The following is a 19,858-nucleotide window of genomic DNA, read 5'->3' as shown; positions in this document are numbered from 1 at the left end:
GAGGGTTAGAGACTATGAGTTACAGAGAAAAATATGATGTAATCGTTGTAGGCGGAGGAACCGGGGGTGTCCTGGCGGCCATCGCAGCCGGGCGGGAAGGTGCGGATACCCTGTTGATTGAACAGTATGGTTTTCTGGGTGGAACAGCCACAGCGGGCGGTCTGTGCAATATGGCATCATTTTTTTACAAGGATGAGCAGGTGATTCGGGGGCTGCCCCAGGAATTTATGGACCGTCTGGTGGCCTGTGGGGGAGCTACCCCGCACTTGAGAGCGCTGAAATCTTATGGTTCCGGTTATTACGCCTCTCTTTACAACCGGGAGCTCTATAAATGGATTTCCATGGAGATGGTCTGTGAGTCCGGGGTGGAACTGATGCTCCACACCTATTTGGCTGACGCAGTGGTGGAGGACAGTAAGGTGAAGGGCGTTGTGGTGGAGAATAAATCAGGACGCAGCATCTATTACGCGGATGTGATCATTGACGCCACTGGTGATGCGGACGTGGCGGTGAGGGCTGGCGCTGAATGGGTCATGGGGGACGGCAACGGAGTGATCCAGCCAGGAAGTTTGATGTTTGACATGGGAAATGTGGATATTGACAGGCTGCATTATTACGTGATGTCCACCCTGGAAGACTATGACGTGAAAACAGAGCAGATTCCGGTGGACAAGCCTATACCGGCAAATTTACAGCAGAGACAGTTTGTGGCTCAGGGGTTCTACAGTTTATTCCGGGAAAAGGCCATGAAAGGGGAAGTCTACTCCGCAAAGGAGAGTATTCTGTTTACTACAACAGCCCTGCCGGGTGTCATCAGCCTGAATTCTACCCGCTGTCATTTTGATCCCACGGATGCCAAGTCCCGCACCGAGGCGGAACTGGATGGGCATAGGCAGGCCGAGAGTATTGCCCGATTTCTGATTGAGCATGTGCCGGGATTTGAGAGGGCCTATCTGGCGGACTCCGGAATTGAGATTGGATTCCGGGAATCCAGGCATATTGTGGGAGAATACACCATGCAGGCGGAGGATGTGCAGAGGGGGCGCCATTTTGAGGATGTCATCGCCAGGTATGGATTTCCCTGTGACGTGCACAAAGAGACAAAGGGCTCCTACTGGGATGATCCGGATAAGGACACCCGCACGGTGGAGGGGCTTTGGATAGAAAATGACGATGCCTATGATTTGCCTTACCGCTGTCTGATTCCCAAGACCATGGATGGACTAATCGTGGTAGGGCGGTGCATCTCAGTCTCCCACGTGGCACACGGTAGTACCAGACTGATGCCCCTAGTCATGGCAGAGGGGCAGGCAGCCGGAATTGCTGCAAAGATAGCGATTGACGATCAGGTAGAGGTGAGGGCAGTTGACATTCGGAAACTGCAGAAGCGTCTATTGGAGGAGGGAGTATCCCTGTTTAGGGACGAGGATACAGTAAAACAGGAAAAAACCAGAGCCAGGGCAGCAATCGAAGCATTTCTGGCATCTGAGGAGTCGGTGAACACACACGAGGATGTGGAGTGGTTTGAAGACTGATGTCGAAACAGCCATTTCAACCATTTTGACCGGGTCATTTCCGGAAATGACCCGGTCACTTTTCAAAAATGACCTGGTCGGAATGGTTCCTATTTTGTGTCAACGGGTTGAGATTATTTAACTATTAGGTTGGAAAACGTCATGCTTTCCAATTTCACGTCTCCCTCATTCACGGAAATCCCCAATACACTGCCGGGCCGCTCATACATTCTTGCATTTAAGGCAACCCCATTTACATATAAAGTCGCTATTGTGTCATCCACAATCAACCGTATATGGTAGATACTCCCGGATTGAAGAAAAATAGGCCTCTTTAAACCTCCATTTGCAATGGCAGGCCAGGGCCAGTTTGGAACTTTGTCAAACTGGAAGTGGTTTTCCAGAACAGAAAAGGTATATTGGTAACACCTGCCGCTGGTCTCGTCCCTGTAGAGCTGCAGGCCGAAGTTGCGTGTGCCCTGGGAAAAGGTCAGATCCGCCTCAAAGGAATAGTGCTGGGAGGTTTCTCTGACGAGAACCGTGCTGGTCTGTGAGGAAATGCCACAGAGCCCGCATGGGTCCAGACGCCGGCGGCCGGTAAAGGCGTTCCATACGGTATCCGGAGGTTTTACTCCCAGAGTATGGTCCGGGCGTTGGTAAATCTCGTGTGCCATATAGGTGCCGCCCCAAACGAATTCACTTCTGTCATTTTCATACGCTCTGGTGGGAACCCAGCCGAACAGGATGCGATGCCCATTTTGGCAAAAGCTTCTTCCTGCGTAGTAGGCCCTGCCGTCAAAGGCATCGTCCTTTGGCGCAACCCAGGGCCCCTTCAGGCTTTTGCTCATGCGGTAAATCATCTTGCAAGAGTGGCTGTATTCTGTGGTAATCAGATACCACCAATCACCCATACGGAACAGATCCGGCATCTCGTGCATGGTGAACAGACCCGGAGCCCAAAAGTCTCCTTGAAATTCCCAATGCTTCAAATCTTTGGAGGTAAAGGATACCGTCCTCCCTGTGAGCTGGTTCTTATCTCCCTCCTTTCTTGCGCCCAAAATCAATAAATACTGCCCATCTTCCTCATCCCAGAGCACAAAGGGGTCTCTCCAGTCTGTAGGGTCATACCCCGGCTGGGGAGTGATCATGAGTTTATCCTGACTTTTTTTCCAGTGAAACAGATCCTGGCTGGTGGCATGCATTAGTACTTGGGAGGCCTTGCCCAGAGCGGAATAATCCCGGTTGTAGCCTGTGTAAAAAGCATGGTACTGCCCCTCCCCTTCAAAGACGCTGCCCGCAAATACAAACTGGTCCTGCGCATCCGTTTCCCCTGTGGGTATGGCAGTACCCATATCCATGTAATGTAAAAAGTCATCGGTAAGGGTCAAGTCCCACCCAAAGGGTTCGCAGTCCGGAAGAGGTCCTGGATTGCGGAAATCTCTCTGATGATACAGGTAGAATGTCCCGTCTTTTCCAAAGGGCATACAGTCTCCGAACCAAGAACCCTCCGGTTGATAATATAATCTGTGCATCGGTTCACATCCTCTCTTGTTATGGTGATTCCTAATTATAGCGGATACCCTTACTTCTGACAATGGCAATGGCCAAAATAGAAGGAAAATAGGACAGAATCAGAACATTTCATAAAATAAACAGTAAAATATTGTGCAAAATTACCATATAAAATGATATAAAACCGGTTGACATATATACTAAATGATGGTATTATGCATATATCAACCGATTAACATACTCGAGCGAGAAGAGCGGAAAGGATGGAAGATATGAAAAGAAAAGTGTTAGCAGTTTTACTAAGCACAGCAATGGCGGCGGCCGCATTGACGGGATGCGCAAGCGGCAAGACGGATGAGACAAAAGCAGCTGCACAGGGAACAAAGGCTGAAGAGGATAAGCAGGTGGAGACGGAGAGCGAGAAGGCAGGTGACACCGCAGAAAGCACCGAAGCCTCAGGTGAGGAGGTCAGCTTTGATTTTTCTATGCATGTGGCGAATGTACAGGAACAGGAGCCGGCCGTTTACGCAGTTGTACAGGCTTTTATGGAGAAAAACCCGAATGTTAAGATCAACCTGACCGGTGAGGAGACCAATGAGCACTACAATAAGATGAAGATGGATGCCCAGGCGGGAACCCTGCCGGATGTGTTCTTTAACCTCTTAGCCCCATCCAAAGAGATGGCGGCAAACGGGGACCTGTATTGCCTGGATGACTTCATCAAAGAGAACAATCTAAGTTCCATAATGAGCGACAATATGCTGAACTCTCTTTCTATAGACAGCTCCGTATACGGCCTGCCCTATCAGAAGCTGGTTACCGGATTTTGGTACAACCAGGCGCTGTTTGATGAGTATAATGTGAAGGTTCCGGAGTCCTATGACGAACTTTTGGAGGCAGCTAAGGTATTCAGTGAGAATGAGATCACAACCATCGCCAAGGGTGCCCAGGACCCATATTCCGTTTGGGGAACCATGGGACTGTTGTGCAGGTTCGGTTACTTTGACAAAATCGACGCCATCCTGGAAGGGGATGAGAGCTTCAATAATCCGGATTTCGTAAAGTTCTATGAGAAGCTGGATGGACTGCGGGAGGCAAAAGCGTTCCCCAGCAATGTGGCAACCAGTACATACTATGATGCAAAAGAGATGTTCATGAGCGGAAAAGCCGCCATGTTTGATTCCGGAACCTGGGAGAGCGCTTATCTGGAGGGCAGTGAATATAAGGACAGCATCAAATTCAGCTGGGGCGTTTCTTTTGAGGACGGGATTGGAGATCAGAATGTGAGCATGCAGGTGCCCCACGCGCCTCTGTGCATCAGCGCCAAGGTTGCCGAGGACCCGGCAAAGGAAGCAGCCATCCTGGAATTCTTTAAATTCTATTACAGCGATGAGGGCGCTAAGATTATGATCGACAATCTGTGCACACCGCCCACCAACTACAGCGGAGAGCTGGACGAAGCATTCCTTGTCGAGCATCCGGTGTTCGGCAATGTATTGGAGGCAATGAAACTGGACACTGTTAGCCCTGTCATGCAGCCGGACAATGTGAGTACAGAGGCTTATGGAAATGCACTGTATGACAGCATCTATGGCGTGATCAACGGAGTGTATACCCCCGAAGAAGCCTGTGACATGGTAGATAATGAGATCCTGTTAGCACAATAAACGACAATACGGCCCGCAGGAGCGGTATCCTGCGGGTATTTTACATTTTGTCCGAAGCTGTCCCTAACTGTGAAGGTACTGAACAGTTACGATTTAACAATAGGAGGCATATTTTATGTATTGGTTTAGCAAGAAAAAGAACTTTATTATCATGCTGGCCCCCGCCCTTTTGATCTACCTGGCATATATCATCATTCCGCTGTTTGTGGCTGTATACTATAGCTTTACCAATTTTAGAGGGGTGAGCGCCCCGGACTTCATCGGATTGAAAAATTACCTGACCCTGTTTAAAGACAAGTTTTTTCTGGTATCCGTAAAAAATACGGTGATTGTGTTGGGTATGAGCCTGATGATCCTGCTTCCGGCCTCTCTGGCATTGGGATTGGCCCTGAACAGAGCACTCAAGGGGATCAATGTCTTTAAAGCCCTCTCCTTTCTGCCTAACATTATTGCGCCGCTGATCGTAGGCCTTATCTGGGGGTTCATTTTTGACCCTGAGATGGGACTGATTAACGGGATACTTGCAAAGCTGGGAATGGAGAGCTGGCAGCAGCAGTGGATCGGAGGACTTACTCTGACGCCCTGGTGCGTGGGAATTATTTATCTGTGGCAAAATATCGGCTACTATGCCACCCTGTTTGTGGCGGGGCTAAAGACCATACCCGAGGATCTCTACGAGTCCTGCAGCATTGATGGGGCCAGCAAGTGGCAGACACTGCGCTATATTACCGTTCCGATGCTGAAGGAAACCTTTGCCATCAACACGGTATTGATTGTGACCGGCTGTTTTAAAGTCTTTGAGCTGGTGTATCAGCTGACCAACGGAAGCCCCAACCACATGTCAGAGGTGCTTACCACCTACATGTACAACACCACATTTATTTCCAGCAAATACGGATATGGTATGTCCATTGCAGTCTTTACCTGCATCGTAACCATGGGAATTACACTAATTTACCTGCAGATTCTCCGCAAGAAGAACCGGGCAGGGCAGAAAGCGAGGTGACCAAAGTGGCGGCAAATGTGAGTATGTCGAAAAAGAAGAAAAAATCCAGGACCCTGTCCTACATGGGACTGAGTATTTTTGTATTTATAATGCTGATTCCGTTTCTGTTCGTGATCATGCTGTCCTTTAAGAACAACACGGATATCCTGATGAATCCACTGGCCTGGCCGGACAGCCTGGATTTTAGCAACTATGCCAATGCGATCAAGACACTGAATCCATTTCGGCTGATCGGAAATACCTTATTTATTGCAGTTCTGACCATGGCAATAGAGATGGTAATCACCTTTTTAAGCGCAGTGGCACTGACCAGGCTTGTGTTTAGGCATGATAAGGTGCAGGATTTTCTGTACTCCTTCATGCTTTTGGGCTTGGCAATTCCCATCTACGTACTGCTCTTTCCCATCTACCGGATGACTGTACTGTTCCACTTAAAAGGGAGCTATTTTTCACTGGTTCTCCCCTATATTGCAACCTCGGTCTCCTTTAATACACTGATTTTTACAGGATTTCTGCGGGAATTCCCATCAGAGATTGAGGAGGCAGCAATCATTGACGGCTGCAGTCTGTGGCAGACCATTTACAAAATTATCCTCCCGGTTGTTAAGCCTGTGCTGGTGACGGTGTTTATCTTCAATGTCCTGTACATATGGAATGAGTTTCCACTGGCAGTGACGCTGATCAGCGATGAGGCAAAGGCCACCATATCCCTTGGGATCTCAATGTTTAAGGGGAGGTACACCATTGATTACGGCGGGATCATAGCGGCCAGCCTGATGATTATGACACCTCAGGTTATTTTCTATGGTTTTTTCCAGAAATACATCATTGAGGGTATGACTGCAGGGGCAGTGAAAGGATGAGAGAGGAGAGTAGGGATGAAAGGTTTAATAGTGAACGGAGACGGCAAGGTAGTTTTGGCCTCTGATATTCCCATGCCGGAGATCGATGACTATCAGGTCATCACACGGACCATTGCCTGTGGAATCTGCAATGGGACGGACCTGAAGCTGGCGGAGGGAAAGCTGAAGGGATTTCACAGCTACCCGGCTGTGCTGGGACACGAGTCTGTGGGAGAGGTGATTCAGGTTGGAAGCAAGGTGCAAAACCTGAAGATAGGAGACCGGGTGCTGCGCACGATTTTAAAAGAGACAGATCAATATCACAGCCTCTGGGGAAGCTTTGCGCAGTACGGGTATGCGGATGACTACATGGCGCGTATCCGGGATGGTGTGCCTGCAGATGCGGGGGTCAGCACACAGCAGGTGATTCCAAGAGAGCTGGACCCGGTGGACGGAACGATGATAATCACCCTAAAGGAGATCTGCAGTGCACTTCATCGTCTGGGGATGGAGCCTGGGATGAATGTAGCGGTGGTGGGCTGCGGGCCTGTGGGCCTGTCCATGGTGGCACTGGCCAAACAGATGGGAGCGGGAAAGGTGATAATGAGCGGTCACCACCAGTCCAGGCTGGCGGTTGCGCGGAAGCTGGGGGCGGACATGGCATTTTCCTCCCTGGATCAGGATGTGGTGGAAACCATAAGGAAGAACATGCCAGAGGGTGTGGATTTATTTATTGACTGCGTGGGACGGACATCCATCATTGATCAGGGTATGCAGGTGGTAAAGGAGAATGGAAAAATCGGGCTGTACGGCATTGGAATGCACACGGGGGATCTGATTGACTGGGACAAAGCTCCCTACAATTTTAATATACACTCCGTACAATGGCCCATTCCACTAGAGGAAAAGGCGGTTCACGAGGAGGTGATCGGCTATCTGACGGAGGGTAAACTGAATCTGAAAGACTTTGTTTCCCATACGCTTCCGGTGGAAGCCTTTGAGGAGGGCTTTGGCCTGGTGCGGGCCAGAGAGGGACTGAAGGTTGCCCTTACATTTGGAACAGATTGACAGAAAGAAGGAGAGACATGAGCGAGCAAAGATCACAGTTTGCAGAGGAATATCAGGAATTTATGGAAGAGATGGATGCGCATTACCGGACTTATCCGGTGGATGTGAGCAGGCAGGAGGCCTTGCTGGATCACAGGCTGGATGCCAACCCGGATGCCTCACCTTTTGAGAAGAAATCCTGGATCTACCAGGTGGCGGCAAAAGAATGCCAGATAAAGCTGTTTCGCCACTGCCCTTTCTACTTTGAAGTGGTGACCGGGCGGCCCAGAAACTCTGTGGGCGCTGCGTATCCTCCCCTTCCCGGTATAGACAGCTGGCTGATGCGCAGGGATAAGACGGGCTTTCTGGAGAAATACCAGGGGTGGGTAAAGCCCTATATGGATGACGACATTATTGATTCCACTATGTACATCGACTGCGCGCACCACGCCATGGGGCTGGAGAGGGTTTTAGAGTACGGTTTTCTGGGAATCAAAGAGCAGGCCAGGGAACGGCTGGCCAAAACACAGAATGAGGAACAAAAAGAATTCTTAGAGAGTGTGATTGCGGCCCAGGACGCCCTTGTGGAACTCACAGAGCGTTTTGCCATCAGAGCGCAGGAAATGGCGGATCAAGAGGCGGATGACGTGATAAAGAGGAGGCTGCTGCGCATTGCCCGCTCAGCAAAAAGATGTCCTGCCCATCCGGCTGAGAGCTTCTATGAAGCCCTGAATACAGTATGGTACCTGAGGGAGTTGGGCAACTCCTTAGAGGCCATTGGGTTTGCAATTCTGGGACATGTGGACAGGATATTGGAGAAATATTATGAGAGGGACATCAAGAGCGGCGCACTCACAAGGGAGGAGGCCAAGGATCTGGTCACCTGGTTTGTGGCAATGACAGATGCCAGATGGGATTTGAACGACACGCCCTACGGAACGAACACCAGTTTAAACATTGGCGGATGTGACAGGGAGGCAAGGCCTGTCTTTAATGACATTACCCGTTTTATTATAGAGGCCTATGAGGAATACCGGTTTGTAAATCCCAAGCTGCAGGCCAGATTTGCACCGGGCGCGCCAGAGGAATATTTTGAACGGATCGCAGATCTGGCGGCTGCAGGCACCAATGTACTCTCTGTCTTTAACGATGAAGTGCTGATCAAGGCCCATGTGGCAAAGGGAAAGGCTGTGGAGGATGCCAGACTCTATGTCTCAGGGGGATGCCAGGAACCAGTGCTCTCAGGGACGGAGCTGGGTTCCAGGGCATTCTGCTATTTAAATCCCACCAAATACCTCCTGATGATGTTGTTTCCGGAACAGTATGATTTCTTTGAAAAAGAGCGCATGGTGCCCGTCCTACTGGAGCACTGCAGGGACTTTGAGGAGCTCTACCAAAGAGTCTTTTACAATCTAAAGCTGATCGTGAACGCCATCACCTGGCGATACAATGGGTTTGAGGCTTTTTGGAAGGAGTACAATCCCTGTCCGCTGTTTTCTTCCACCATCACCGGATGCATAGAAAGCGGGAGGGATGTCTCACAGGGAGGGGCCAAATACAACGGGAACGCCTACGCTCTGAGTGGAATCGGATCCTTCATTGACTCCCTGTTTGCCATCCGAAGGACGGTATTTGAAGATAAGACCATAGGCTGGGAGGAGATGAAGCATCTGCTGGCTACAGATTTTGCCGGTGAGGAAAAGAAGAGACTCTATCTGAAAAATAAGATCTGCAAATATGGGAAGGATGACCGGGAAGTTATGGAGTTCACAAAAAGAGTCTATGATGACATAGCAGTGACCACCTCGGGGATGTCAAATACCAGGGGAGGACAGTACGAGGCGGCTCTCTGGTCCTTCTACGGGTATGAGTGGCTGAAGGCAGGTACAGGTGCCACGCCGGACGGACGCCATGCGGGAGAACCCCTCTCCAGAGGCATCAATCCCGCGGAGTATGTGCAGACCAGTATTGTGGAGATGGTAAATTCCCTGTCGCAGGTTGACTTGAGCCGTTTTTCCGGGTCCGCAGTCTGGTATTTTGAAATGCCCCTTACCCTGGCGGAGGACGAAAGCCGGATCTTTGCAGATCTGATCCGGTATTTTATCGCCAGCGGGGGGAATGTCTTTGACTTTGATGTGGTGGACGCCCAGGCATTGGCAGATGCGATGGAACACCCTGAGCGCCATCAAAATCTGGTGGTAAGAGTGTGCGGCTTCAGCGCCAGATTTGTGACACTGGACAGGGAAATGCAGGAGGAAATCGCAGGACGTGCCAAGAGGCTGGCAGGGTAGAAAGGCGGTTATGGAAGCAGTTATATTTAATATTCAGAGAATGTCCATGCATGACGGACCCGGGGTGAGGAGCACTGTGTTTTTTAAGGGGTGTAACCTGCGGTGCAGGTGGTGCCACAATCCCGAGTCAATCTGTCCGCTGCCGGAAGTGGAGTGGAATCCGCAAAGGTGCATTGGCTGCGGTGACTGCATTTTTGTGTGCAGGACAAAGGCCAGGTATCTGGAGGGTGGCAGAGTCGTCTACGACAGAGAGCGGTGCGATGGCTGCGGCCTCTGTGCAGGAGTCTGTGTCTCGGAAGCGGTCCGCGTGGCGGGACAGAGAATGGAGATAACGGATATTGTAAATGAGGTGGAAAAAGATCTGAGGATGTACCGGATCACAGGCGGAGGGGTGACCTGCTCCGGCGGTGAACCCATGCTTCAGATCGAAGCTCTGGAGGAGCTTTTGCAGGAGCTTAAAAGGCGGCAGGTTCACACCGCAGTGGACACAGCGGGAAATGTGCCCTGGAGCTTTTTTGAACGGATACTGGAGGCTGTGGACTTGTTTATGTTTGACATTAAACATCTTGACGAGGAAGTGCACAGGAAATACACAGGAGTATCTAACAAGAGAATCCTGGAGAATTTTGACCGGCTGGTGAGCAAAAAGGAGGTCATTGTCAGGGTTCCGGTGATAAAGATGGTGAATGAGGACAGTCTGCAAGAAATCGCAGCTTTTCTGGAGGGTAAGGGGGTCCGGATGGTGGAGCTGCTCCCTTACCATGAACTGGGAATGTCTAAATACGAGGGGCTTGCAAGAGAGAGGGAGAGGTTTGAGGCTCCCTCAAAAGAGAAGATGAAGGAAGCGCTTGCTTGCTTCAGAGAGCGGGGAATCCCCGTAAAGGCAGCGGGGGAACACTAACAGGTAGTTCCGCCCTCCACCAGTGTGACGCCCGGAACAATGATTTCCTGTTCCCTGATTTCCTCACCGTCGATCTTTTTTAAGAGGGTTTCCACCAGACAGCGTGAAATATCCTTGAGAGGCTGTTTGATGTAGGTGAGGGGTGGTGTCAGGAGGGAGGCCATCTCAGTCCCGTCGTATCCCACTGCCTTCACCTGCTCCGGTACCCGGATACCCCTGTCAAACAGGCAGCGGAGGGCATAGGCCATGATGATATCTGTGGAGAACAGACCATCAATCTTTGGATGGTGCTCTAAGAGGGCGTTGATGGTATCGTAGTAGGTCTGGCGCTTAAACTCATTGGTGGAGAGCTCGTAGGTGATGCACTGCACACCCATACTGGCGCAGGTTTCTTCAAAAACTCTGTGACGCTCCAATGCCGGGGAAGGGATGGCGGAGTAGCCGCTCAGCTGCAATATGCATTCGCACCCGTTTTGGATCAGCTTCTCAGCAGCCATGCGGCCTCCTGCAATGTGGTCGCAGTGTATGGAGGGGATATTTTTGCCGAGAATCATATCGCAGCCCACGATAGGGAGGTCAATGTTTTCGTATTCCTTGCTCTTTAGCATATGTGTGGCAATGATGATGCCATCCACCTTATTTTGGCGGAGCATATTGATATAATCCTGCTCGCGGTTGGCTTTTTCCTTTGTATTGCACAGCAGAACCTTGTATCCGTGTTCGTAGAGAAGGAGTTCAACCTCTCTCGCCATCTCAGAAAAATAGGGATGGGAAACATCAGGAAGAAGAAGCCCGATTGTGTATGTGCGCTGGCTGAAAAGATTGCGGGCAAGCTGATTTGGCTGATAGTTCAGCTCTTCCATTGCCTGATAGACCTTGGCATAGGTTTCCTTGGAGATATAACCCCGCTTGTTCAGCACGCGGGAGACGGTCCCCACAGATACCCCGGACTTTGCAGCAACGTCTTTTATAGTAGCCATATTGTACCCTTTCATTTATGTTTATTTATGGTAACTGTTCAATACCTTCACAGTTACATGCAGTAATCCATTTAAAATAGTTACTATTTATGTTCCTGTATCCGATCAAATTATAGCCGCTTTCCAGGAAAAAAGCAAGCAAGATGCGGCTAGGAGGTGGAAAATGTTACTAAAAATTCCAATTGACAGAGAGAGTTCCCCGGAGTCAATCTGCTTTTTTAAAAATGGCAGAAAAGTGAAAGAGATCCAGGCCAAACTGGCGGACCAAAAGATGGACTGCTGGGAGTATTTTCTGATTCCCGGAAAGTGTGTGAACCTGGAGGTGATAGAAAAGGAGGGAAGACGGGGGAAGGCGGGAATCCAGTTCCTGGAGGAAGCTGAGCTAATGGAGGTGGGCTGGGAGAAGGAGAGGCCCCAGTTTCATCTGACCCCGGAATGCGGAAAGCTGGAGCGGATCTGCAGCCTGGACCGTGAGGAGGGCAGGTGGAAAATGGTTCTGGAACACAGTATGATTCAGGAGGACAATGGGCCTGTGTACCGGGAGTGTACCAGCAGGGACTTGATCCACTGGGAGATTCGCAGTGGATTTCTGGATGATGAAGAGCTGAGGGACGGAAATGTGACGGTTTTCCGGCAGCTCTCCGGGTTTGACAACTGGAAGGGAAAAGTGAGCTGCGTCTGCTGGTTTGCCAGATCAGGCCGTTTCTACGAGGCGGCCTTCAGCAAAGAGATTCGTGGGAAGAATTTTCACAATCTAATGTCACTTCCCTTCGAACGAAAGGAGGGACGTCTGATTCCCCTTGGGGAAACCCGCCATCTTCGGATGTGGAAGAGGGAATGGAACGATATTTCCCTGAGAGAGCCCTTTGCAGAGGAACTGAGGTTTCGCATAGCCCCTGGGCAGTGGCCGGATATACGTATTCTAAAACCGGATTACACGAGGGACGACATTGACGGGGAGCTCTTTGAGGCAGAACTCTCTATCCGGGCAGGGGAGGCGGGGGAGATCCGGATCTGTCTGTGTGGGCGATTCATTTGCTATAATGCCGCACTGCAAAGCCTGACCTGCGGCGGCAGCAGTATCCCGGCAGTTTTGGAAAAAGGACTTCTGCATCTGCATATATGGGCGGACAGAGGAGTGATGGAAATTCTCACGGACGGACAGGTGCTGATGGAGGTCTGGGAGGAGGAAGCGGTGGGGGAGGAAAAGGCAAAGCAGGGTATCGCTGAAAACATTGATTTCTCCGTGGGAAAACCGGAAAAGCATTTTCTGAGGATTCAGGATGACTCAGGCACTGCAAGGGCTGAGAGGGTGGTAGTGTACGGCCTGCGGGGGATTTATCCGGACCGGGATTTCTGGAAGCAGAGACGAAGGGATCAGACGGGGAGAAAATGTTACGAGAGCAAATCTTTTACGGTCTACGAGGACCGGGTGGAGGATGCGGTTTACGGGGAGCCGCCAGCGTACATAGTGGATGACAGGATGATTGTCTCACCTCCCAGGGTAGTTGAGGAATTTCAGTGGAGGGATACCAGATGGGGGGATATGTCCCGGCTGTTTTGCAGAACAGCAGCTTACCGGATTCAGGCACCGGATGGAAGATTTCCAAAGCTGGATACCGGTATTCTGGCGCTGGACATGGCCTATAAGATTGCATTGGATGTGTTTTATCTGTGCGGGTCCAGGGAATATGCCCTGCCCGGACAGGAGGATATGTGGACTGCCGGTCTGTTTCAGGGGAAGGGAGAGGGATTCGGGGTATGGATGCGGGACAGCACGCATACTGCCATCCGCGGCGGGAACCTCATTGACCGTGAGATGGCGCACAGGACCTTGAGGTTTGCGGCAGGCCAGGGATTTGACAACGGGGCAGACGGTCCGGCCATGGCAGCGGTGGGAATCTGGGACTACTACATAGCCACTAGGGACGCCTCCCTTGTCTTTGAAACATGGCCTCTGCTGAACAAAAAGATAGAAGAAGCAGAGAACAGGTATCGGCCACAGGAGCGGTTGGTCTATGCCCCCCAATCTACCTCCAACGACGCTTTTGAGGAGCCGGAGGCCGGTGGGTACTGTCTGGGGACAGAGATCTATTATATGGAAGCTTTTCTGTGTATGGAGAGGATGGGAAAGCTGGTCGGCGAGGACGAGGAGAGGGTGCGCCACTGGGGGAAAATCGGGCGGAGAATCCGAAAAAAGATACAGGAGGCCTACTGGAATCCACAGGCCGGGTATTTTACCAGCGGACCTAAGGGGACACTTGCCTACGAGGAAGCCTGCTGGGAAACCTCGGGGATCGAGGGTGCGATCTGGAGCCGGTTTCAGATCGCCCAGCCGGCCCAAAGGGCCATGGTTCTGGAGAGGCTGGAACAGACAGCCATGACGGAGTTTGGCATTGACCTGTTTCCGCACAGAAGAGAGAAGAACCATTTTTGCCATGCCAGCTGGGGGGTGTGGAACGCAGGCATTGCCGCAGCGGCCAATGAGAATGACAGCGGGGACCTGGTCTGGAAGCTTTTGATGCAGCAGACGAGGAATGCGGTGATGCACAAGACCTTCTATGAGGTGGTGGACGTGGAGACCGGAGAGGCTTGGCGGTGGCCGGGACAGCTGTGGCATGCAGCGGGATTTATCTCCTGTATCTACTTCGGCCTGCTGGGGATACAGTATGACGGAAAGGGAATGACGGTTAGACCGGTGCCACAGAAACACGTGGAGCGGATTCACCTTGGGGGGCTTCGGTTTGGACGGGGAGTGTATGACATTGACGCAAGTTGCGCAGGGACCTGTCTGTATCTGGACGGAGAACCGGTGAAGAGAGTGAACCCGGGCCTGTCCGGGCATCACAGACTGGAGTACAGGTGAGAGAAGATTTGGATAGGGGAATGAGGCGTCACTCTGTTACTGTTCACACGTTCACAGTAACATGCATAAATCCATGCAAAATCGCCTTTGGCGATGGGATTTATGCACCCCTGAATCATTTTCTCACGGTCTAAGCAGTAAATGCTCATACCTGAGTGTACAGTAACGTCTCTCTCTTAATGGAGAGCTTCAGAACAGATAGAAAAATATGATTGAATGGTAAAGGAGAGAATGCTATGAGTAATGTATCAAGTTTATTTAAAGATCTGACACAGGTGAAAAAGGCAAGAAACGGCAGGTTGTCCAGCTGGGACCACAGCGGGAGAAATCAGGACTATTGGGAAATTCCTGCAGGGGAGACGATTTCATTGGGGGAGATAGAGGGACCCGGGTGTATTACCCATATCTGGATGACTTCTTCCTGCCGAAAGGTGAAGAAGCCATCGATCGTAGATCCGGTTGCACAGGCGAACGCGGCGCCAGTGATGGAGATCCACCCGGCGCTGGGTGTGATCTGGGATGATTATGATCCTTTTTATTACCGGAAGGCACTGATCAGGATCACCTGGGATGATCAGGATACGCCTAGTGTACTGGCTCCTCTGGGAGATTTCTTTTGTATCGGAAACTGCTATCCCGGGAATTTTACCTCCCTGCCCTTTAATGTATCTCTAAAGCCTGAGGAGGCGGGGAGATATGGAGCACCCTGTTCCGTATCCTGTTATTTTCCGATGCCTTTTAACAAAAAAGCCAAAATTGAGATTGTTAATGAGAATGAGCTTCCATTTATCCTGTATTTCTATGTGGATTATGAGATGTACAGGGAGCCTCTGGATGAGGGGACCGCGTACTTTCATGCATCCTGGCACAGGGAGAACCCCTGCAGGGGCTGGGGCGCTGACCTTCAGGTGAACTCTCCGGAGGTGAATATGGTTTCCAACTTAAGGGGCGAAGACAATTACGTGGTGTTAGAGACCGAGGGGTCCGGACATTTTGTGGGCTGCAATCTGAGTGTAAAACACTTCCAGGGTTCCTGGTGGGGGGAGGGTAACGACATGATTTTCATTGACGGAGAGGAGTACCCCAGCATCAACGGTACCGGGACGGAGGATTATTTCAACCATGCCTGGGGCATGCAGAGAAACAGCTTTCCCTTTTTCGGAACCATTGTCCATGAGGGGGACAATACAGAAGGGCTGCATGTGGCCTACCGTTTTCATGTGACAGACCCTATTCGATTTGAGAAGAGTATTAAGGTGTCCATAGAACACGGACATGCAAACCATCTTAGTGACGACTGGAGCAGTACTGCCTATTGGTATCAGACACTGCCAACTGCAAAGCCCCTGACCATTCTTCCGGTAAAGGAGCGTCTGCCTGTGGTTGCAGAGCCTCCAAAACGTGAGCTGCCACAGGTTGAGCTGACAGAGGAGATGAGGCAGGCCAGAGAGAATTATGAAAAACGCTGGGAAGAATATGCGCCCAAGCGGGAGCAGCAGTTTAGGATCAAAGAGGCAAAAGCCAGAAAAGATTCCGCGGAGAATACGGAGTTTGCAAAAAAATTGCGGGACAGCTACAAATAAGGGAAAGAGGAGATCAACATGTCAAAAGCGCTGCATTTGGAAAACATTGCGAAGGCCCAGGCCGAGATCGAGGCAAAGAGGCCGCTGGCGGGCAAGGGAAAAATGCGTCAGAGATACCACTTTATGGGGGAGGAGGGGTGGATCAATGATCCCAACGGACTGATTTTTTTCAGGGGGAAATACCATTTCTTTTATCAGTTTAATCCCTACGACTCCTTTTGGGGTGCTATGCACTGGGGACATGCCGTGAGCGATGATATGCTTCACTGGGAGTATCTTCCTGTGGCGCTGGCACCCAGTGAGTACTACGACAACCACAGGGAGGGAGGGTGTTTTTCCGGAAGCGCCATAGAGCATGAGGGAAAACTATACCTATTCTATACAGGGACCACAAACTATGGGGATGGGTTTGTGCAGACACAGTGCATGGCTGTGAGCAGGGATGGGATACATTTTGAAAAATACAAGGGCAATCCCATTATTGAGCCGCCGGATGGGGTGGCAAAGGATAATTTCCGGGACCCCAAGGTGTGGGAGCATGAGGGCAGCTTTTATATGGTCTGCGGCGCAAAGCAGGACAATCTGGCAAAGGCTCTGCTGTACCGGTCGGGGGATCTGGAACACTGGGAATTTGTGAATGTGCTGGCTGAGAGCAGAGGGGAGTTTGGATACATGTTTGAGTGTCCGGATTTCTATCCTCTGGGTGACAAGCATGTACTGATGTTTTCACCCATGGGCGCTCATGAGCGGACTTGTGTCTATTTGGTGGGGGATATGGACTATGAGAGGGGGAAATTCTGCTATACTACCATGGGGGAGATTGACTGGGGCTTTGATTTTTATGCTCCCCAGTCCTTCCTGGACGCAAAGGGAAGACGGCTGATTGTGGGCTGGGCCAATGCCTGGGACTGGATGCCCTGGTGGAAGGACTGGGGGCCCACCTATAAAGAAGGGTGGTGTGGGGCCTTCAATATTCCAAGAGAGGTGAGACTCATGCCGGACAACACACTGCAGTTTGTGCCCATAGAGGAAGTCATCAGCCTCCGTTATGATGAAGATGAGCGCAGTGGAGTATCCGTTTTCGGGGAAGCAGTGGACATAACGGGTGGAGACGGGGTTGCCTATGAGGTAAAGCTGGTGCTGGATCTGGAGAGAAGCACGGCGGAGCGGGTGCTGTTTCATTTAAGATGTGGGGAGGGGAAAGAAACTGTGGTGTGCCTTGACCTGAAGCGGGGGGAGATGACCTTTGACCGGAGTAACGGGGACGGGTGGAGTCAGGGATGCTCCAGAAGTCCGCTCAATTTAAAGGGAAAGAGAGAGTTGGATATACATATATTGGCTGACCAGAGCTCCATAGAAGTGTTTGCGGGGCAGTACCAGACAAATCACTCCTGCAATGTGTTTGCGAGTTCAGCGCAGAATGGGAATTGGGTGAGTGCGGAAGGGGGGAGGGCAGAATTTAAGAGTATACGAACCTGGGGCCTCCGGTAAGTTTCAATTTCTACCAGGTCATTTCCGGTTTTGACCAGGTCATTTTCCAAAATGACCTGGTCAAAACCGGAAATGACCTGGTAGAAATGGGGGAAATTATTAAAACTTTATAAACTCAGGTTTTCTATTGCGAAATACCGTGTAATACCGAAACCCGCAGCCCTCTAACACTTCCCTCACCTTTCCAAACTCATACGCCAGCTGTTCCGGTGCGTGCCCGTCGCTTCCCACGGTTATGATCTCCCCTCCAAGTGCCCGGTATCTTTGCAACACGTCGGGATGGGGATTGGGATGTCCCAGTCCGTATTTGTAGCCAGCGGTATTCAGCTCTAGTCCGATTCCCCGGCTGACAATTTCACGCAGACCTTCGTCGATTAAATCTTTGTACTTTTCATAGGAATAAAATCGGTTTTGATTCGGACCATACCGCACCACGTAGTCGATATGCCCGTACACGTCTATATCGGAAAATGCCCTGAGATTTTCCGGAATGGTGGCAAAATATTCCCGGTAGCACTCCTCCTCAAGACGACCATTGTAAAATTGAGGATAATAGGGGTCCCGGCCTCCAACCACGTGTGAGGAACCAATGATAAAGTCAAAGTCCCACTCAGAAAGATATTCTGAGAGCTTTCCGGCCATGTGGGGTTCAAGCCCCAGCTCTATCCCAAAGAGTAGCTCAACCTTGCCCCGGTACTTGTCCCGGCAATCCATGATCTTCTTGCGGTAAGCTGCTGTATCTGTCTCAAAGAGAAGACCTTCTGAAAGAAACCCCAAATCCATATGTTCTGTGAAGCACATGGTGGTAAGTCCCAGAGAAATCCCCTTCTCAATCATCTGCTCCATGGGCGCTTCCGAGTCCGCGGAGAAAGACGAATGAATATGAAAATCTGCTTTCATTGCAGTACCTCCTTGTCCATTTCAAAAGAATCATATAGGATATATAGAAAAAAGTCCAGAAGTTTGTTAAAAATTGGTTAAACACAAATAAAAATATAATTTTTACTTGAATTTTTTGGACAAATTAGGTAGAATAGCAGATAGGTTGATGTTTCTTTAACAATCTAAGAGAAACTCAAAACTAATCTGCAGTTTTCGTGCAGATTACAAATATTTTTATTCTTAGGAGGAATCAAATCATGGCAGTAAAAGTAGCAATCAACGGATTTGGACGTATTGGACGTCTTGCATTCAGACAGATGTTTGGCGCAGAAGGATATGAAGTAGTTGCAATCAACGACTTAACATCCCCCAAGATGTTAGCTCACTTATTAAAATATGACTCATCACAGGGTAAATATGCTCTGGCTGAAACCGTAGAGGCTGGAGAGGATTCCATCACCGTTGATGGAAAGACCATCAAAATTTACAAAGAGCCGGATGCAAACAACTGCCCATGGGGAGATCTGGGAGTAGACGTAGTTCTGGAGTGCTCCGGATTCTATACATCAAAAGAAAAAGCACAGGCACACATCAATGCAGGTGCCCGCAAAGTGGTTATCTCAGCTCCGGCTGGAAATGACCTTCCTACTATCGTTTACAATGTAAACCATGAGACTCTGAAAGCAGAAGATACCATCATCTCTGCAGCGTCCTGTACAACAAACTGCTTAGCTCCTATGGCAAAAGCTTTAAATGACTTAGCACCCATCAAGAGCGGTATCATGTGCACCATCCACGCTTACACAGGCGATCAGATGACACTTGATGGACCTCAGAGAAAAGGCGATCTGAGAAGATCCCGTGCAGCAGCTGTAAATATCGTTCCGAACAGCACAGGTGCAGCTAAGGCAATCGGTCTGGTTATCCCTGAGTTAAACGGCAAATTAATCGGTTCTGCTCAGCGTGTTCCGACTCCGACAGGTTCTACTACCATCCTGACGGCAGTTGTTGATGGAACAGTTACTGTTGATCAGATCAATGCAGCAATGAAAGCAGCTTCTGATGAGTCCTTTGGCTACAACACAGATGAGATCGTATCCAGCGATATCGTTGGTATGAAATTTGGTTCTCTGTTTGATGCTACTCAGACTATGGTTCTTCCTCTGGATAACGGAACCACAGAGGTTCAGGTTATCTCCTGGTATGACAATGAGAACTCTTACACAAGCCAGATGGTTCGTACAATCAAATACTTCTCAGAGTTAGCTTAATTTAA

Annotated in this window: 14 protein-coding genes; 11 read left to right on the top strand and 3 right to left on the bottom strand. The window is 50.2% G+C overall.

Annotation, left to right across the window (positions count from 1 at the left end):
* Window positions 1-14: 14 nt before the first annotated feature.
* Window positions 15-1,535, top strand: coding sequence for an FAD-dependent oxidoreductase (locus AC0THY_RS16510; protein ID WP_489991689.1), 1,521 nt, complete (start codon window positions 15-17; stop codon window positions 1,533-1,535).
* Window positions 1,536-1,648: 113 nt separating this feature from the next.
* On the opposite strand, the gene AC0THY_RS16505 is transcribed toward AC0THY_RS16510, so the two are convergent.
* Entirely contained in the window at window positions 1,649-3,046 is a 1,398-nt protein-coding gene (locus AC0THY_RS16505; RefSeq protein ID WP_489991688.1) for a GH32 C-terminal domain-containing protein, read from the bottom strand.
* A 252-nt stretch (window positions 3,047-3,298) separates the two neighbouring features.
* Here AC0THY_RS16505 and AC0THY_RS16500 point away from each other — a divergent pair, with 252 nt between their 5' ends.
* The 6 genes from AC0THY_RS16500 (at window position 3,299) to AC0THY_RS16475 (ending at window position 10,780) form a co-directional block, all read left to right on the top strand.
* A complete protein-coding gene (locus AC0THY_RS16500; protein WP_489991687.1) occupies window positions 3,299-4,693 on the top strand; it encodes an ABC transporter substrate-binding protein in 1,395 nt (464 codons plus the stop codon).
* Between the two features lie 115 nt (window positions 4,694-4,808).
* Window positions 4,809-5,699: a carbohydrate ABC transporter permease gene (locus tag AC0THY_RS16495; protein ID WP_489991686.1), complete on the top strand. Its 891-nt coding sequence runs from the start codon at window positions 4,809-4,811 to the stop codon at window positions 5,697-5,699.
* Between the two features lie 23 nt (window positions 5,700-5,722).
* Window positions 5,723-6,562: a carbohydrate ABC transporter permease gene (locus AC0THY_RS16490; RefSeq protein ID WP_489991685.1), complete on the top strand. Its 840-nt coding sequence runs from the start codon at window positions 5,723-5,725 to the stop codon at window positions 6,560-6,562.
* A 15-nt stretch (window positions 6,563-6,577) separates the two neighbouring features.
* Window positions 6,578-7,609 (top strand): zinc-dependent alcohol dehydrogenase, encoded by a 1,032-nt coding sequence (locus tag AC0THY_RS16485; protein ID WP_489991684.1) that lies wholly within the window; start codon window positions 6,578-6,580, stop codon window positions 7,607-7,609.
* A gap of 17 nt (window positions 7,610-7,626) precedes the next feature.
* Complete coding sequence (locus AC0THY_RS16480; protein WP_489991683.1) at window positions 7,627-9,879, top strand: pyruvate formate lyase family protein; 2,253 nt, start codon at window positions 7,627-7,629, stop codon at window positions 9,877-9,879.
* Window positions 9,857-10,780, top strand: a complete 924-nt coding sequence (locus AC0THY_RS16475) for a glycyl-radical enzyme activating protein (RefSeq protein ID WP_489991682.1) — start codon at window positions 9,857-9,859, stop codon at window positions 10,778-10,780. Before AC0THY_RS16480 ends, AC0THY_RS16475 begins: the two co-directional genes overlap by 23 nt.
* On the opposite strand, the gene AC0THY_RS16470 is transcribed toward AC0THY_RS16475, so the two are convergent.
* Complete coding sequence (locus AC0THY_RS16470) at window positions 10,777-11,760, bottom strand: LacI family DNA-binding transcriptional regulator (protein ID WP_489991681.1); 984 nt, start codon at window positions 11,758-11,760, stop codon at window positions 10,777-10,779. The two genes, AC0THY_RS16475 and AC0THY_RS16470, sit on opposite strands and share 4 nt — an antisense overlap.
* Before the next feature lie 163 nt (window positions 11,761-11,923).
* Here AC0THY_RS16470 and AC0THY_RS16465 point away from each other — a divergent pair, with 163 nt between their 5' ends.
* The 3 genes from AC0THY_RS16465 to AC0THY_RS16455 all read left to right on the top strand — a co-directional run bounded on the left by AC0THY_RS16465 (window position 11,924) and on the right by AC0THY_RS16455 (window position 17,700).
* Entirely contained in the window at window positions 11,924-14,626 is a 2,703-nt protein-coding gene (locus AC0THY_RS16465; protein WP_489991680.1) for a glucosidase family protein, read from the top strand.
* A 236-nt stretch (window positions 14,627-14,862) separates the two neighbouring features.
* Complete coding sequence (locus tag AC0THY_RS16460; RefSeq protein ID WP_489991679.1) at window positions 14,863-16,209, top strand: DUF2961 domain-containing protein; 1,347 nt, start codon at window positions 14,863-14,865, stop codon at window positions 16,207-16,209.
* Window positions 16,210-16,227: 18 nt separating this feature from the next.
* A complete protein-coding gene (locus AC0THY_RS16455; protein WP_489991678.1) occupies window positions 16,228-17,700 on the top strand; it encodes a glycoside hydrolase family 32 protein in 1,473 nt (490 codons plus the stop codon).
* 99 nt (window positions 17,701-17,799) lie between these two features.
* On the opposite strand, the gene AC0THY_RS16450 is transcribed toward AC0THY_RS16455, so the two are convergent.
* Window positions 17,800-18,600, bottom strand: coding sequence for a histidinol-phosphatase HisJ family protein (locus AC0THY_RS16450; RefSeq protein WP_489991677.1), 801 nt, complete (start codon window positions 18,598-18,600; stop codon window positions 17,800-17,802).
* A gap of 239 nt (window positions 18,601-18,839) precedes the next feature.
* On the opposite strand from AC0THY_RS16450, the gene gap reads away from it, so the two are divergent.
* Entirely contained in the window at window positions 18,840-19,853 is a 1,014-nt protein-coding gene (gene gap, locus AC0THY_RS16445; protein WP_489991676.1) for a type I glyceraldehyde-3-phosphate dehydrogenase, read from the top strand.
* Window positions 19,854-19,858 lie beyond the last annotated feature (5 nt).

The sequence above is a fragment of the Ruminococcus sp. 8Y-12 genome (genome assembly GCF_058119865.1).
This window is presented reverse-complemented; position numbering and strand designations above follow the sequence as displayed.